The organism is Azohydromonas australica DSM 1124 (assembly GCF_000430725.1).
In the GTDB taxonomy this organism is placed as follows: Bacteria; Pseudomonadota; Gammaproteobacteria; order Burkholderiales; family Burkholderiaceae_C; genus Azohydromonas; species Azohydromonas australica.
Window position 1 is genome coordinate 380,608 of record NZ_KE387205.1, and the last position, 15,057, is coordinate 395,664.

The 15,057-nt window shown below is 69.8% G+C and carries 14 protein-coding genes; 4 read left to right on the forward strand and 10 right to left on the reverse strand.

All coding sequences use genetic code 11. The features are described 5' to 3' along the window. Positions 1-8: 8 nt before the first annotated feature. On the reverse strand, positions 9-911 hold the full coding sequence (locus H537_RS0125665) for a LysR family transcriptional regulator (RefSeq protein WP_029000131.1): 903 nt from the start codon (positions 909-911) through the stop codon (positions 9-11). Positions 912-1,001: 90 nt separating this feature from the next. On the opposite strand from H537_RS0125665, the gene sugE reads away from it, so the two are divergent. From sugE to H537_RS0125680, 3 genes are all read left to right on the forward strand, one after another. Beyond that, positions 1,002-1,322, forward strand: a complete 321-nt coding sequence (gene sugE, locus H537_RS0125670; protein ID WP_029000132.1) for a quaternary ammonium compound efflux SMR transporter SugE — start codon at positions 1,002-1,004, stop codon at positions 1,320-1,322. A gap of 312 nt (positions 1,323-1,634) precedes the next feature. Further along, on the forward strand, positions 1,635-2,147 hold the full coding sequence (locus H537_RS0125675; RefSeq protein ID WP_043459983.1) for a hypothetical protein: 513 nt from the start codon (positions 1,635-1,637) through the stop codon (positions 2,145-2,147). A gap of 52 nt (positions 2,148-2,199) precedes the next feature. After that, on the forward strand, positions 2,200-2,679 hold the full coding sequence (locus H537_RS0125680) for a VOC family protein (RefSeq protein ID WP_029000134.1): 480 nt from the start codon (positions 2,200-2,202) through the stop codon (positions 2,677-2,679). Positions 2,680-2,867: 188 nt separating this feature from the next. Here the strand turns inward: H537_RS0125680 and H537_RS0125685 are convergent, their stop codons facing one another. From H537_RS0125685 to H537_RS0125695, 3 genes are all read right to left on the reverse strand, one after another. After that, positions 2,868-4,067 carry a fumarylacetoacetate hydrolase family protein gene (locus tag H537_RS0125685; RefSeq protein WP_029000135.1) on the reverse strand — a complete coding sequence of 400 codons (1,200 nt, stop codon included), beginning with the start codon at positions 4,065-4,067 and terminating at the stop codon, positions 2,868-2,870. Between the two features lie 215 nt (positions 4,068-4,282). Continuing rightward, a complete protein-coding gene (locus H537_RS0125690) occupies positions 4,283-6,064 on the reverse strand; it encodes an IlvD/Edd family dehydratase (protein ID WP_029000136.1) in 1,782 nt (593 codons plus the stop codon). 51 nt (positions 6,065-6,115) lie between these two features. Beyond that, on the reverse strand, positions 6,116-7,120 hold the full coding sequence (locus H537_RS0125695; protein WP_029000137.1) for a TRAP transporter substrate-binding protein: 1,005 nt from the start codon (positions 7,118-7,120) through the stop codon (positions 6,116-6,118). 158 nt (positions 7,121-7,278) lie between these two features. On the opposite strand from H537_RS0125695, the gene H537_RS0125700 reads away from it, so the two are divergent. After that, entirely contained in the window at positions 7,279-8,238 is a 960-nt protein-coding gene (locus tag H537_RS0125700; protein ID WP_029000138.1) for a LysR family transcriptional regulator, read from the forward strand. 10 nt (positions 8,239-8,248) lie between these two features. On the opposite strand, the gene H537_RS0125705 is transcribed toward H537_RS0125700, so the two are convergent. The 6 genes from H537_RS0125705 to H537_RS0125730 all read right to left on the reverse strand — a co-directional run bounded on the left by H537_RS0125705 (position 8,249) and on the right by H537_RS0125730 (position 14,952). Beyond that, the gene (locus tag H537_RS0125705) at positions 8,249-10,051 is read right to left on the reverse strand and encodes an alkaline phosphatase D family protein (RefSeq protein WP_029000139.1); all 1,803 of its coding nucleotides are present in this window, start codon (positions 10,049-10,051) and stop codon (positions 8,249-8,251) included. Between the two features lie 331 nt (positions 10,052-10,382). Beyond that, complete coding sequence (locus H537_RS0125710; protein WP_029000140.1) at positions 10,383-10,751, reverse strand: response regulator; 369 nt, start codon at positions 10,749-10,751, stop codon at positions 10,383-10,385. 22 nt (positions 10,752-10,773) lie between these two features. Then, a complete protein-coding gene (locus tag H537_RS45540; protein ID WP_051243256.1) occupies positions 10,774-11,325 on the reverse strand; it encodes a hypothetical protein in 552 nt (183 codons plus the stop codon). Beyond that, on the reverse strand, positions 11,322-12,068 hold the full coding sequence (locus tag H537_RS56335; RefSeq protein ID WP_051243257.1) for a methyl-accepting chemotaxis protein: 747 nt from the start codon (positions 12,066-12,068) through the stop codon (positions 11,322-11,324). The genes H537_RS45540 and H537_RS56335 overlap by 4 nt, the downstream gene beginning before the upstream one ends. Next, complete coding sequence (locus H537_RS0125725) at positions 12,056-14,407, reverse strand: ATP-binding protein (protein ID WP_029000141.1); 2,352 nt, start codon at positions 14,405-14,407, stop codon at positions 12,056-12,058. The genes H537_RS56335 and H537_RS0125725 overlap by 13 nt, the downstream gene beginning before the upstream one ends. A gap of 176 nt (positions 14,408-14,583) precedes the next feature. After that, positions 14,584-14,952, reverse strand: coding sequence for a PilZ domain-containing protein (locus H537_RS0125730; RefSeq protein WP_084150948.1), 369 nt, complete (start codon positions 14,950-14,952; stop codon positions 14,584-14,586). Positions 14,953-15,057: the final 105 nt, after the last annotated feature.

The window sequence follows — 15,057 nt, forward strand, 5'->3', positions numbered from 1 at the left end:
GCGCCCGCTCAGTGGGCGCGGCCCTGCCGCGCGCTCACCAGTTCGATGAAGCGGCGCGCCGCCGGCCCCGGCGGCTTGTCCTTGGCCCAGACCACGTCCACCCAGAGCTTCAGGACGTTGGTGAAGTTCTGCGCCGGAATCTCGACCAGCTGGCCCGCCGCCAGCGCAGCGCGCACGAAGCCCTGCGGCAGCCAGGCCCACCCCAGCCCCGCCATCACCATCTGCAGCGCCGCGACGGGGTTGTCGGTGCGCCACTGGTGGCGCGAGATGGCGATGCGCTGGTCCACGTCCCCGCAGTGCCGCCCGGCCACGATGATCTGGCGCTCCGACAGCAGCTGCTCGTCGCGAACGGCCGGGCTGCCCTCCCGCGCCAGCAGCGGGTGCGCCGGCGAGACCACCGCAATCAGCGTTTCCTGCGCCACCTCCTGGAACTCCTCGCGCGCGTCCACGCCCAGGCGCTCGAACACCAGCGCGAGCTGCGCGCGCCCGTCCTGCACCATGCCCAGGGCATCGGCCTGCGGCGCCGCGAGCACCTCGACTTCCAGCAGCGGGACCTCGGTGGACAGCGTCGCGAGCGCCTCGCTCCACGGCGCCGCGGCCAGCAGCTCGGGCACCACGACCAGCGTCAGCCGCGCCTCCAGTCCCTGGCTCAGGGACAGGGCGTGCCTGTCCAGCTTGCGCAGCTGCTCCATCAGCAGCCGCGCCTGCGGCAGGAGCGCCAGCGCATGCGGCGTCGGCCTGGGCTCGCGCCCGCCGCGGTCGAACAACTGCAAGCCCAGCTCCGCCTCCAGGTGGCCGATGGTCATGCTCACGGCGGAAGGCACCCGGCCCAGCTGCCGCGCGGCGGCGGAGAAGGACCCGTGCTCCATCGCCGCCAGGAACACCGTCAGGTTGTCGAAGTTGAAAGCCATCTGTCAGCAGGGCTGAAAGCACCTGACTTCTTATATCAGCTCGCCAGAAATAAGCTGCCGCGGTTCCTGGATTTCGATGGAGAACGCGACGTGGCTTGGTGGTTGATCGTGGTGGCAGGACTGTTCGAGGTGGGCTGGGCCATCGGCCTGAAGTACACGGAGGGCTTCACGCGCCTGTGGCCGACGCTGGGGACGGTCGGCTCGATGGTGGTGAGCGTCGTGCTGCTGGGCTTGGCGATGAAGCAGCTGCCGATCGGGACGGCCTATGCGGTCTGGACCGGCATCGGGGCGGTAGGCACCGCCGTGCTGGGCATCGTGCTGTTCGGCGAGTCGGCCGCCATCGGGCGGCTGGTGTGCCTGACGCTGATCTCCGCGGGCATCGTCGGCCTGAAGTTCGTGACGCCGCATTGAATCGATACGGCTTCAGGTGCGAGGCAGAAGTGAAGGCTCACGACCTGTTTTGAAACTATCGTCAGTTGCGCAAGCAACGTTATCGCAATGTCTTGTCAACCCGGAGTCTGGCCTTGCACGTCGTGCATGGCGATCTTTGCACAGCAGTAGAGAGTCGTCGGGCTGGAGCCTGCCGTGACCACGTGCTTGCGTTCAAACGCCCGGCTTACCGGGTACGCAGCTTGCACATGTCGCTCCATCCCGCCGTTTTCCCAGCGAGGGTCTTGCCCGGGAACGCAGACAGCGGGACATCAAACGGAACAGGAGATTCTCATGAGCATTCAGAACCCGGCTGACAAGAACGCATCCCACCCGGTGGCCACGGGAACCGGGGCAGTGGTGGGTGGCGCAGCGGGCGGCATCGCCGGTGCCGCTGCCGCGGGTGCCGCGGTTGGCGGCATGACGGGCCCGGTCGGTGCGGCAGTGGGTGCCGTTGCGGGCGCAGTGGTCGGTGCGTTGGCTGGCAAAGGCATTGCGAAGGCCGCAGACCCGGCTGTCGAAGACCAGTACTGGCGCGAGAACTATTCGAGCCGCCCGTATGTGAGCGGCGGCACTTACGACGACTACGGACCCGCCTACCGCTATGGTGTCGATGCCTACACGCGCTACCCCAACCGCTCGTTCGACGATATCGAGTCCGATCTGAGCCGGGACTGGAATACCCAGCGCGGCAGTTCCAGCCTTGAGTGGGAACGCGCCAAGCATGCCTCGCGCGACGCCTGGCACCGCGTGAGCAATGCGGCTGAGCGCGCCATACCGGGCGACTCGGACCGCGACGGCAGGTAAAAGGTCAGGGAAAGGCGCGGGCTGCCGTGCCTTTCATCCATCGGAGAGCCCCATGACCAGCAAGAACACGATCTGCCTCTGGTACGACGGCACTGCCCTGGAGGCCGCGCAGTTCTATGCCCGGACCTTTCCGGACAGCACGGTGGGCGCCGTTCATCGCGCACCCAGTGACTTTCCCGCCGGCAAGGAGGGCGATGTCCTGGTGGTCGAGTTCACCGTGATGGGCATTCCCTGCATCGGCCTGAACGGCGGCCCGGCGCTCAGGCACAACGAGGCCTTCTCGTTCCAGGTGGCGACCGACGACCAGGCCGAGACCGACCGCCTGTGGAACGCCATCGTCGGCAACGGCGGCCAGGAGAGCGAGTGCGGCTGGTGCAAGGACCAGTGGGGCGTGTCGTGGCAGATCACGCCGCGCGTGCTCACCGACGCCATGGCCGACCCCGACCGCGCCGCGGCCAAGCGCGCCTTCGACGCGATGATGCAGATGAAGAAGATCGACGTCGCCGCCATCGAGGCCGCCCGGCGCGGCTGAGCCGCGCCGGCACGTGCCATCTCAGCCGGCACGCTGCGGTTGCATTCCAGTCAGCGCTTGCCAGTGAAGCAATGCCGTCATGCCCGCGCAGGCGGGCATTCACGCTGACCGGGATGCCGCCCGGAACTCGTGGACACCCGCCTTCGCGGGTGTGACGGAATTCTTTAGGCCGACATCAAGAACTGGTTTCAGAGCCCCTCGCGCAGCAGTCCCCGCGCCGCCAGGTTGCCGATGAAGGCCCGCAGCCCGAAGCGCCAGGGCGGCGCCGTCTCGCTGTGCGTGACGCGGTTGAGCAGGGCGCCCAGCCGCTCGCTGCGGATGCTCACCAGGTCGCCGAGCTTGTGGGTGAAGCCGCCGCCGGGCTGGTCGCGGTCCTCGATGGGCGCGAAGAGGGTGCCCAGGAACAGCATGAAGCCGTCCGGGTACTGGTGCGCCGCCAGCGTCTGCGCCACCAGGTCCGTCGGGTCGCGGCTGATGCTGCTCATGGTGTTGATGCCACGCAGCTCGAAGCCGTCCTCGCCCGTGACGCGCAGGTGCACCGTCTCGCGGCGCACGTCGTCGAGGGTGAAGCTGGCGTCGAAGAGCCGGATGAAGGGGCCGATGGCGCAGGAGGCGTTGTTGTCCTTGGCCTTGCCCAGCAGCAGCGCGCTGCGGCCCTCGATGTCGCGCAGGTTGACGTCGTTGCCCAGCGTCGCGCCCACGATCTCGCCGCGGCTGTTGACGGCCAGCACCACCTCGGGCTCCGGGTTGTTCCAGGACGAGTCGGCGCGGATGCCGATGTCCTCGCCGCTGCCCACCGAGGACAGCACCGGCGCCTTGGTGAACACCTCCGCGTCCGGGCCGATGCCCACTTCCAGGTACTGCGACCACAGCCCGCGCTGCTGCAGCAGCGCCTTGAGCGCCATGGCCTGCGGCGAGCCGGGCTTGATCTCCGCCAGGTTGCTGCCGACCAGCTCCAGCACCTGTGCCCGCAGCGCCTGGGCGCGCGAGGCGTCGCCGCGGGCCTGCTCCTCGATCACGCGTTCGACCAGGCTGGTGGCGAAGGTCACGCCCGCGGCCTTGACGACCTGCAGGTCGCAGGGCGCCAGCAGCCAGGGCCGCGCCTCATCGCGGGCGCCGGGCAGGCTGTTGGCCAGCAGCGCCTGCACGTCGCACAGGCGCCGGCCGGCGGTCTCGCGCACGGCCTGCGCCGGGTCCTGCGACTCCAGCAGCGTGCTCACGGTGGGAAAGGCCTCGCTCAGGTCGAACACGCCTTCGTCGCGCAGCGCCACCACGGCGGGGCCGGCCACGGGCCCGGGTACCCAGGCGCGGCCGACCAGCGTGCCGGCGAGGGCGTCCGTGGGGAGGAGGGCGTCGGGGGCGAGGAGAGATTGAGTGGTGGTGGTCATGTCGGGATCCTTTCAATTCGTGAGGTTGGTAGCGTTCGCGGCGTCCCGAAGGCTGAGGCGCCACGCACCCCACCTCGTCATCCCCGCGCAGGCGGGAATGACGAAGCAGCAGGCGTGGTGTGTCGGCTCGCGGCTACCGGCTGATGCAGGGCAGCTACCGGCTCAAGGCAGCTGGTTGAAGATGACCAGCCGGGGCTACCGCCTGGAGGCCGCCCTCAGTGGTTGTGCCGCGGCGTCTTCTGCGCGATGCGCCGGTACTTGAGCGCGAACTCCAGCGTCGCGCCCTCGGCGAGCTGGCCGGTCTTCTGCCGGTACAGCTCCTCCCACGGCGAATGGCTCTCGGGCACCGGCGGTTTCGGCAGCTCGCGCTTGCGGCGCTCGATCTCCTCCGGCGCCACCTGCGCGTTGCAGGTGCCGGCGTTGAGGTCGATGCAGATCATGTCGCCCGTGCGCAGCCACGCCAGCCCGCCGCCCACGGCGCTCTCGGGCGAGCAGTTCAGGATCGAGGGGCTGTCGGCGGTGCCGCTCTGGCGGCCGTCGCCCAGCGTGGGCAGCGTCTCGATGCCGCGGCGGATCAGCGCGTCCGGCGGCTGCATGTTCACCACCTCCGCCGAGCCCGGCCAGCCGATCGGACCGGCGCCGCGCATCACCAGGATGCAGCCCTCGTCGATGTCCAGGCTCGGGTCGTTGATGCGCGCGTGGTAGTCGTCCGAGCCCTCGAACACGATCGCCCGCGCCTCGAACACGCCCTCCAGCCCCGGCCGGCTCAGGTAGCGGCTGCGGAAGCGCTCCGAGATCACCGAGGTCTTCATGATCCCGAAGTCGAACAGGTTGCCGCTGAGCACCAGGAAGCCGGCCGCCTCCAGCAGCGGGTCGGCGAACGGGCGGATCACCTCGCGGTCCGTGGCCTCGCGACCCTCCAGGTTCTGCGCGATGCTGCGCCCGGTCACGGTCAGGCAGTCGCCGTGCAGCTTGCCGGCCTGCTGCAGTTCCCACATCACCGCCGGCACGCCGCCGGCGCGGTAGAAGCGCTCGCCCAGGTACTTGCCGGCGGGCTGCATGTTCACCAGCAGCGGCAGGTCGTAGGCGTGCTCGGTCCAGTCGCTCGGCCGCAGCTCCACGTCCGCGTGGCGCGCCATCGCCATGAGGTGCACCTGCGCGTTGCTGGAGCCGCCGCAGCAGCTGACCACCGACAGCGCGTTGAGGAAGCTCTCGCGCGTGAGCAGGCGCGAGGGCCGCAGGTCCTCGTAGGCCATCTCCACGATGCGCCGGCCGGTGTCGTAGGCCATCTGGCCGCGCTGGCGGTAGGGCGCCGGAATGGCGGCGCAGCCCGGCAGCGACAGTCCCAGCGCCTCGGCCACCGCGTTCATCGTGGAGGCGGTGCCCATGGTGTTGCAGTGCCCCGCCGAGGGCGCGCTGTCGCAGGCGCGCTGCAGGAACTCCTCCTCGTCGATCTCCCCGGCCGCCAGCTTGCGGCGGCTGCGCCAGATCACGGTGCCCGAACCCACCAGCTCGCCCTCGTGCCAGCCGTCGAGCATGGGACCGCCGGAGAGCACGATGGCCGGGATGTCCACCGTGCTGGCGGCCATGATCCCGGCCGGCGTGGTCTTGTCGCAGCCGGTAGTGAGCACCACAGCGTCGATGGGGTAGCCGTACAGGATCTCCACCAGCCCCAGGTAGGCCAGGTTGCGGTCCAGCGCGGCGGTGGGGCGGCGGCAGTTCTCGAAGATCGGGTGCACCGGAAATTCCATCGGGATGCCGCCGGCGTCGCGGATGCCGTCGCGCACGCGCTTGGCCAGCTCCAGGTGGATGCGGTTACAGGGCGAGAGGTCGCTGCCCGTCTGCGCGATGCCGATGATCGGCTTGCCGCAGCGCAGCTCGTCCGGCGTGATGCCGTAGTTCATGAAGCGCTCCAGGTAGAGCGCGGTCATGTCCGAGCGGTGCGGGTCGGCGAACCACTCGCGCGACCGGAAGGGGCGCTGGGGTTTCTTGTCCATGGGGTGCTTCCGTGCGTGTAGGGGCGCGGGCGCGGTGCCCGCGCCGGGGGCTTACTTCTTGCGCGCCTTCTCCAGCTCGGACATCAGCTCGCGCGTGCTGTCCTCGCCGAATTCCTTGCTGAACTTGGCCACCACCGGCTGCAGCTTCTCGCGCAGCTTGGCCTGCTCGGCCGCGGGCAATTCCGTGACCTGCATGCCCGACTTCTTCAGCTCGCCCAGCGCCTTGTCGCCGAAGGCGCGGATGGTCTGGCGCTCGTAGAGCGTGGCCTCGCGCGCGGCCTCCGTGACGAGCTTCTGCTCCTCGGCCGAGAGGGTGTCCCAGGTCTTCTTCGACATCAGCAGCACCCAGGCGCTGTAGATGTGGCGCGAGAGCACCAGGTGCTTCTGCACCTCGTAGAACTTGCTGGCCAGGATGGTGGCGGTGGGGTTCTCCTGACCGTCCACCGCCTTCTGCTCCATGGCGGAATACAGCTCGGTGAAGGGCATGGGCGTGGCGTTGGCGCCCAGGGCGTTGAAGCTCTCGATGAACAGCGGGTTCTGGATCACGCGCAGCTTGAGCCCGGCCAGGTCCTCGGCCTTGGTGATGGGGCGGCGCGAGTTGGTCACGTGGCGGAAGCCGTTCTCCCAGAAGCCCAGGCCCACCAGCCCCTTCTCGGGCAGCTTGGCCAGCAGCTTCTGGCCGAAGGCGCTGTCCAGCACCGCGTCGGCCTCGTGCTCGTTGGCGAAGGTCAGCGGCAGGTTGAGCACGCCGAAGTCCTTCACCAGCGTCACCAGCGTGGAGCTGTCGGGCACCGTCATCTCCAGCGTGCCGCCGCGCAGCGCCGCGGTCATCGTCACGTCGTTGCCCAGCGTGCCGCTGGCGAAGAGCTTGGCGCCGAGCTTGCCGCCGCTCTTCTGCGCCAGCAGCTCGTTGAAGCGCTTGACCGCCAGCGCCTGCGGATGATCGTCGCTCAGGCCGATGCCGACCTTGAACACGCGCTCCTTGACCTGTGCGGCGGCCGGACCGGCCAGCGCCGCCAGGACTGCCGCGGCCAGGGCGAGGGATTTGAATTTCATGCTTGTCTCCTGAGGCTTGTGCTTGGAACGGGGGTCTGCGCCCCGGCGCCGGCCGGTTCGCGCTTCCTGCCGCAAGGGCACAGGCTAGGCCAGTCCTGAAAATGGGTCCAATCACCGTTTCGTTAAAATCCATTCCAGGAAGTTATTGATGGATCAGCGTGTCGGGAAAACCCTTAACCACGGCCCAGGCCTGCGGCCGGTTGCGTTTCAGGCATCTGCAGTTTCTGGAAATCCTGGGCCGCACGCGCAATCTGCGCCTCACGGCGGAGCAGATGCACATCACCCAGCCCGCGGCCACCAAGATATTGCTGGACATCGAGGAGATATTCGAAGCCCGGCTGTTCGAGCGGCTGCCGCGGGAAATGCGTCCCAACGAGCTGGGATTGTTCGTGCTGCGTTATGCCGCGGCCACGCTGGCCGGGCAGAAGAAATTCGTCGATGAATTCAACGCGTTGAAGCAGGGCGGGCACGGGCACGTGGCGGTGGGCGCCATTTCCGGCTCCGCCGCGCACCTGCTGACGGCCGCGGTGCGGGAGGCGCACCGGCGCCGCCCGCTGCTGGTGCTGAAGCTCTTCGAGCAGAGCAGCGACCAGCTCATCGCCTGGCTGGCCGAGCGCCGGATCGACCTGATGATCGGCCGCTTCACCGAGCCCGCCCAGCAGGGGCCGTTCCAGTACGAGCGCCTGAGCAGCGAGGCGCTGTGCGTGGTGGCCGGCGCCGCGCACCCGCTGCGCGAATTCCGTCCGTCATCGCTGCAGGAGCTGTCCAGCTGGCCCTGGATTCTCTATCCGCAGCCCACCGCGCTGAGAAAGGTGTCCGACGCCATCTTCGACGCCGCCAACCTGCTGCCCACCGCGGGCATCGTGGAAACCACGTCATTCCTGTTTGCGCTGGAATTGCTCCAATCCACGCCCATGCTGTCGCTTCAGCCCGCGGCGCTGGTGGACAAATACGTGCAAAAAGGCCTGCTGGCACGCATCCCCCTGGAAACTCCAAGCCACATGCCCGATTACGGCCTGATCACGCGCCAGGGCGAAATACCGGCGCCGGCAGTGCAGGAATTCATGGACATCCTGCGGGACCTGGCGGGCGGGCGCGAAACGCTGCCCGCGGGCTGACCGGTCCGGCTCAAACCCCGTCCTCGACCAGCGGCGCCAGGCTGCCCGCCGTCACCGTGATGCGCGTGCGCCGCAGCAGCGACTGCGCCGGCGCGCTGCCGTCGGCTTCGAGCGGCTTGACCTTGTTGAACACCGCCACCAGGCGATCCGCCGTGAGCGTGACGCTGGCATAGCCCTGGGCATCGTGGTCGGCGTGCAGCAGGTCGGGGTTGTGCTCGCGCAGCAGGCCGTTGAGCGCCTCCGGCACGCCCGCCAGGCTTTCCAGCGGCGTGCCGACGACGGCCGAGCGGACGCCGCTGAACAGGCTGGCGCTGCTGATGCCCGCGCTCACCAGGTCCACCAGCACCGGCGTGCCCACCGCCGGGTCGGGCAGGTCGCGCACCACGCCGCACTGGAAAGCGTGCAGGTCGCCGGTGAGCGCCACCACGTTCCTGATGCCCTCGGACTTCAGCCAGCCCAGCACCTCGGCCTTGTGGGCCGGATAGCCGTCCCAGGAATCGCCGGCGAGCACGTACACCGTGTCCAGCGGCGAAGGCAGCACATCGCGCAGGTCCGCCCACAGGCGGTTGAGCATCACGGCGTTGCCCCAGAGCTTCCAGGCCGCGGTGGAAGTCTTGAGCGTGTCCTTCCACCACTGGGTCTGCGTGGGTCCCAGGATGGACGGTGGCCGTCCCAGCGCCAGCGTGCGCACGCGCTCGGCCTGTTCCAGCAGCGGCTGCTGCACGAACAGCCGCGCGCCGAACGCATCGTTGCCGTTGACGGGGTCGTGGCCCAGGCCCAACGCCAACGCGGCCTCGCTCACCACGTGGTCATCGCGGTAGAGCCGCTCGTCGGTCATGACCAGGTGCGCCAGCGCGCCGAAGCGGAAGTCGCGGTAGAGGCGCAGGTTGTCGTAGGCGGTGTTGGCGCTGTCGAAGGAGACGTCGCCGAAGTCCACCGGCATGTACTCGACCCAGGCCTGGTTGGCCGCGCGCCGCCGCGGCGTGTCCTGCCGATTGGCGTTGGTGTAGGTGTCGTGGTCCTGCCAGCCGTCGTCGCTGAACTCGTGGTCGTCCCAGATCGCCACCATGGGAAAGCGCGTGTGCACCTGCTGCAGCCGCGCGTCGCCGCGGTAGGTGCGGTACAGGTTGCGGTAGTCGGCCAGCGTCACGGCGCAGCGGCTGCCGTCGGAAAGCGTCGCGCCGTCCGGGAACGCGATGGGCGCGTGCGCCGGCTCCACCCGTCCCCTCTGCGCGGGCGTGCCAACGGCCTCGTACACGTAATCGCCCACGTGCACCACGAAGTCCAGCTCCTCGGCGGCCAGCAGCGACATCGCCTGCCAGTGGTTGACGCTCCAGTCCTGGCAGCACAGCCAGGCAAAGCGCAACTGGGCCACGGCCGCGTCCGGCGCGGGTGCCGTGCGCGTGCGGCCCACGGGGCTGAAGTCGCTGCCGGCCACGAAGCGGTAGAAGAGGGTCGTGGCGGACGGCAGCCCGGTGACCTTGGCCCGCACGGTGAAGTCGTGGGCGGCGCTGGCCACCAGCGGCACCTGCGCCAGCAGCGTCTCGAAGCGCTCGCCGGTGGACACCTGCAGGCTCAAGGGCAGGTCGGCCGAGGACGCGCCGGTGTTCACGCAACGGGTCCAGAACACCATGCTGCTGTCGCGGGGATCGCCGCTGGCCACCGACTGCGGAAAGGCGGCCTGGCCCACGGGCGGCGGCGGCACGCTGCCGCCGTCGTCACCATCATCGTCGTCCCCACTGCCGCAGGCCCCGAGGACGGCGGGAGCCACGGTGAAGAAGGCGGCGCGCGAGAGGAACTGTCGGCGGTCCATGCAGGCTCTCCAGGGTTGAGGAGCAAGCGGCCGATCTTGCGCCGCGTGGCCGCGGTCAAGATTCCGTCACACCGTCTGCCCACACTGGCTTCATCCCGGCAGACCCGCCATGCCCGACTGGACCCTGCGCGACGCCCGCCCCGACGACCTGGGCGGCGTCGCCACGCTCTACGAGACCTCGGGCCTGGACGCCCTGGGCAGCAGCGAGCTTGAGACGCTGTGCATCAGCTACCCATGCCTTCCACGAGCGGCTGGGCTTCAGGCGCCACGGCCTGAGCTTCGTGGTGGACGCGAGCCCTCCTGGAGCCTCGCCGGCAAGCGCACGCTGAACTCAGCCGCCCACCAGCTTGCGGACCGAGCCGATCACCGCGGGCCCGTTGAAGGGCTTGACGATCCAGCCCTTGATGCCGGCGGCCCTGCCGCGCTCCTTCATGGCCGGCGAGTTCTCAGTGGTCAGCATGATGATGTTGACCGTCTTGTTGCCCAGCTCGCCGCGCACCCGCTCGGCCATCGACAGCCCGTCCAGGTTGGGCATGTTGACGTCGCACAGTACCAGCCTGATGCCGGCATCCGCCCGCAGCTTGCCCAGCGCGTCGCGCCCGTCCACGGCGTAGGCCACGCTCAGGCCGTTGCTGGACAGGAAGCTGCCCACTTCCGTGCGGACGGTGCTCGAATCGTCCACCACGAGGATTTGTGCCATTGGAATTGCCTCTCTACAGGGATCAGAAAAGTTCCAGCTCGCCCGCGGCCTCGGCCGGGGCTTGCTGCGTTGGCGGCGGGTCGAAGTCCAGCTCGCCCTGCTCGCAGACGCACAGGCTCAGGTGCAGGCGCTCGCCGCCGTCCAGATCCAGCCGGTAGTGGCGCAGGTAACCGGGCCGCAGCCGGCCCAGGTGCCGCAGGCTCTCGCGGTCCACGATGTGGGGCGTGGACATGCCCAGGCAGGCGAAGACCTGGCCCAGCTCGCGCTTGAGCGCGCCGCAGCCGAGGTTGCCGTACTCCGACATGGCGTCCAGCAGCCACTGCGGCGACGGTGCCGCGTCCCCCAGCCCCTTGAGCCGCGCCAGCAGCGCCCGGGTTTGAGCGTCGGCGTCGAAGTGCAGGAACAGCATCAGCCGGAAGCTGCAGCCCGCCACGGAGAGCATGACGGCCCGCTGACCGCTGACCTGCTCGAAGCCGTCGACCGGGCCGAAACCGGCCAGCGCCCCCGCGAAGGTGCTGCGCATGCTGGCGCACAGCATCTGGTCGAAGGCCATCCTGGCGCGGTGGCCGATCATGCCCGGGGCTCCTCGCTGCGCAGCGCCCGCAGCGTCTGCTCGTTGGCCACGCGCAGGCCCACCACCGTGCTGACGATCATCTTGCCGCCGGCCTGCAGGTCCTGGAACGTGGAGGTCGTGATCAGGTCGTTCTCGTGCAGGCCGTCGCGGTATTCCTTGGACAGCGTCTCCGCGCGCTGCGCCAGGCCGCGCATCTCCTCGGCCACGACCGCGAAGCCCCGGCCCGCCACGCCGGCGCGCGCGGCCTCGATGGAGGCGTTGAGCGTCACGATGGTCATCTGCCGCACGATCTGCGCGAAGTCCGCGTTCTTGCGCCGCATGTCGCCGTTGTGCCGCAGCAGGCTGTCCATCGACTCGTGCCAGCGCTCGATGGCCTGGTCCACCCGCAGCAGCTCGTCGATGCCCTGCGCCAGCCGGGTGGCGCCGTCCTGCGCCGCGGTTGCGGCGGCGCCGGACGCGGCCAGCTGCGCCCGCAGGCTTTCCAGCGCCTGGCAGTGCGCCTCGCGCTCCTGGCCCAGGCGGGCCTGCAGTTCCTCGGCCGACTGCCGCGACGACGCCAGGGCGGCCTGCAGGCGCTGGTTCACCGCGCGCAGCGCCGAGGCCTCGTCGCGCTCCGTCCGCTCGCGCGCGGCCAAGGCCGCCTCCAGACGCACGCCGTTCCTGTGCGCCAGCAGGCCGTAGCCGGCCAGGAGGGCCGAACCGGCCACGCCGGCCAGCACCAGTCCGAGGTTCAGATCGAGCATGCCGCCTCCGTGTGCGCGGACGTCCCCTGCAGGCGCACGCCGCAGCCCGCCGGCAGCGTGACCACCACCGCGAAGCCGCGCCCGGCGCCGGGACGCGGCGCGTCGAGCTCGATGGCCACCGTGCCGCCCTCGGCCTCGATGAAGGCCTTGACGGCCTCCATCCCCACGCCGCGGCCGGAGACGCCGCTCACGCGCTCGGCCGTCGAGAAGCCGGAGCTGAAGATCAGGTTCGCCACGGCGACGTCCGAGACCGGCTCGTCCGCGCGCAGCAGCCCGGCCGCAATTCCCTTGTCGCGGATGCGCTCCAGCGCCAGCCCGCGGCCGTCGTCGCGCAGCACCAGGCGCAGGGCGCGCGCGTCCAGCTGGGCCTGCAGCTCGATCTGGCCGGCCGCGGGCTTGCCCGCGGCCAGGCGCTGCGCCGCCGGCTCGATGCCGTGGTCCAGCGCGTTGCGGTAGAGGTGCACGAAGGCGTTGCGCAGCGTAGGCACGGCCTGCGTGCGCAACACGATGCCGTGGTCGTGCAGGGTGGCCACGGGCACCTCCTTGCCCAGCTCTGCGGCCAGCCCGGGCAGCGATTCGAGCACGTCCGCCAGCGCGTCCTCGATGCGCTCGGTGCCGATGCGCAGCGCCTCGGCGCGGGCCTCGTGGATGAAATCGGGGCAGGCGGCGGCATGGTCCAGCAGGTGCTGCAGCCGCGTGACCTGCTCGGCGGGCACCACCACGAAGCCGTCGTCGCCCGGCACGCCGCCCGCGCCGCCCCGGCCCAGCTTGAGGTCGTTGACGTCCTGGTACTCCTGGATCGCGGCATGCACCTGGTCGAGCTCGAGCGCCAGCTGCCGCCCGTCCCAGCCGGCCAGGCCCTGGCGGATGCGGTCGTAACTTTCCTCGACGCGGTGCACCGTCTCGGCCAGCAGCAGCAGCCCGTGCGTGCGCGCGTTGCCCTTGATCGTGTGCATGTTGCGGAACAGCACGGCCACGGTGTCCCGGCGCCCGGGCTCGTCCGCCTCGCCGCGCGCGATGAGCTCGCGGTTCTGCGCGACGAAGCCCAGCGCGCTCTCGATGAACTCGTCGAACTTGCGCGGCGGCACCGCCAGCACCTCGCCGATGAGCTTGAGCTCCCAGGCCTGCGCGTCCGAGGCCCGCGCCAGCGCGCGCAGCTCCGTGACGTCGCGCACGCACAGCAGCAGCCGCGTCACGGTGCCGCTGGCCTCGTCGACCATCGGCGCCCAGTGCAGGTCCAGCACCTTGACCGTGCCGCCGGGCAGCGTCTTCTCGCACTCGGTGGGCAGCAGGTGGGCGTTGAACTCGAAGTTCATGGCGTCCTCGCCCACGCAGGCGGCAATGGCCACCTCCACCTGCGACAGCGCGTCGCGGCCGAGATCGGTGCCTTCGAACAGCACCTGCATCACGTCCCGGCCCGCGAAGTCTTCCTGTTCCAGCACGACCTTCAGGTGGTCGGAGTATTCCGGGTGGATGCGCCCGCCGGCCTCGATCATCAGGATGCCCTGCGGGATGGCGTGCAGCATGGCCTGGATCTCGGCCGTCTTCTCGCGCACCAGCGCCGTGCTCTGCTGGATGCGCTCGATCATCAGGTTGAAGGCCGCCATCGAGCGCCCGACCTCGTCCATGCGCGCCACCGGCATGCGCTGGCTGAAGTCCTGGGTCGTGGCGATGGCGGTCATCTTGCGTTCCATGGCGCCGATGGGCAGCACGGTCTGGCGGTAGAGCAGCAGGCCCAGCGTGAACAGCGAGACGACGCCGCCGGCCGTGAGCAATGCCAGCAGCGCCTTGCTGTGCTCCAGCTGGCCGTTGAGGCTGTCGATGGCCTCGTCCTTGCGGCGCGTCTTTTCCACCTGCAGCGCCTGCAGCGACTCGCCCTGTTCGCGCAGGTAGACCGCCACGGTGCCGGCCAGCGTCGCCTCGGCCAGCTCCTTGCGGCCCGCGAGCTTCCAGCGCGCGGTTTCCTCGATGGCCTGGAAGTAGCTCGACAGTCCCTCCATGGCCACCTGCACCAGGCCCTGCTGGGCGCTGGTGTCGGCGCTGGCAAGCTGTTCTTCGAGGCTGCGCTGCAGCACGGCCTTGCGCTCGGCCAGCGCCAGCAGGGCCTGCTCCACCGCCGCCGTGTCGGCGGAGGCCACCATGTCCTGCACGGCGATCTGCACGTCCTTGAGCTGGCCCATCAGCGCGATCGAGCGGGAGGCACTGGGCACCACGCCCTCGGTGACGGCCCTGACGTCCCTGGCGCTCTGCGTGGCCAGGTAGACCGAGAAGCCACCGATGCCGGCCAGCGCGATGAGCGCGTTGACCACGAGCAGCGTGATCCTCTGTCGGATGTTCATGGGGTGATCCCTCGCGATGTCCCTGGAATGAACCGCCGGGCTGCAACCCGTCGAAGCGGGCCGCGGGCAGCGGGTTTTCCAGGAGTGTCGTTACCGTCAGTGACAATCGGGTGACGGTCCGTTGATGACGCAACGCGCTTGCGCACCGGCGCCGCGGGTAGCGAGCGTGGCTCGGATCAGGCGCTCATGTAGCGGCTGATGGCACCCAGCGATCCTTCGTCGATGTCGATGAAGTCCAGCCCGATGAGGAAGCCACCCTGCCGGCTGCTGAGGATGCTGTGGGCCACCTTGGCCCGGGCGGCCACGGCACCGTGGCCGCCGCGGCTCCATGGCAGGCGGAACTTCACCTCGCACAGGAACGCCTGCCGCAGGTTCAGGGGCGCCACCACCGCGACGCCATTCATGCGCAGGTCGTGCAGCCGCACCTCCACCGTCTTGCGGTCCGGCAACACCAGGTCCGCAGGGCGTCTCAGCAGCTTGCGAACACCCTGGCGGCGCCCGCCTTCCACGTCACTCGAATACCCAAAACTGCTTGATGCGCTCATGCCTTCAATCACTGGAGCAGGGCCGTGGCCTGGTGGTCACCGGGGCGTGGCCGCCGGGCTGCGCATCTTCACAGGCGTCCGTGAAGGCCCGGTGACAAGCGGCGC

Coding starts and splice junctions, on each gene's coding strand:
- H537_RS0125725 (WP_029000141.1), bottom strand. CDS start 14,407: ATGAACATCCGACAGAGGATCACGCTGCTCGTGGTCAACGCGCTCATC.
- H537_RS0125705 (WP_029000139.1), bottom strand. CDS start 10,051: ATGGACCGCCGACAGTTCCTCTCGCGCGCCGCCTTCTTCACCGTGGCT.
- H537_RS56335 (WP_051243257.1), bottom strand. CDS start 12,068: ATGCTCGATCTGAACCTCGGACTGGTGCTGGCCGGCGTGGCCGGTTCG.
- H537_RS0125665 (WP_029000131.1), bottom strand. CDS start 911: ATGGCTTTCAACTTCGACAACCTGACGGTGTTCCTGGCGGCGATGGAG.
- H537_RS0125685 (WP_029000135.1), bottom strand. CDS start 4,067: ATGACCACCACCACTCAATCTCTCCTCGCCCCCGACGCCCTCCTCCCC.
- H537_RS0125695 (WP_029000137.1), bottom strand. CDS start 7,120: ATGAAATTCAAATCCCTCGCCCTGGCCGCGGCAGTCCTGGCGGCGCTG.
- H537_RS0125675 (WP_043459983.1), top strand. CDS start 1,635: ATGAGCATTCAGAACCCGGCTGACAAGAACGCATCCCACCCGGTGGCC.
- H537_RS0125710 (WP_029000140.1), bottom strand. CDS start 10,751: ATGGCACAAATCCTCGTGGTGGACGATTCGAGCACCGTCCGCACGGAA.
- H537_RS0125690 (WP_029000136.1), bottom strand. CDS start 6,064: ATGGACAAGAAACCCCAGCGCCCCTTCCGGTCGCGCGAGTGGTTCGCC.
- H537_RS0125680 (WP_029000134.1), top strand. CDS start 2,200: ATGACCAGCAAGAACACGATCTGCCTCTGGTACGACGGCACTGCCCTG.
- H537_RS45540 (WP_051243256.1), bottom strand. CDS start 11,325: ATGATCGGCCACCGCGCCAGGATGGCCTTCGACCAGATGCTGTGCGCC.
- H537_RS0125730 (WP_084150948.1), bottom strand. CDS start 14,952: ATGAGCGCATCAAGCAGTTTTGGGTATTCGAGTGACGTGGAAGGCGGG.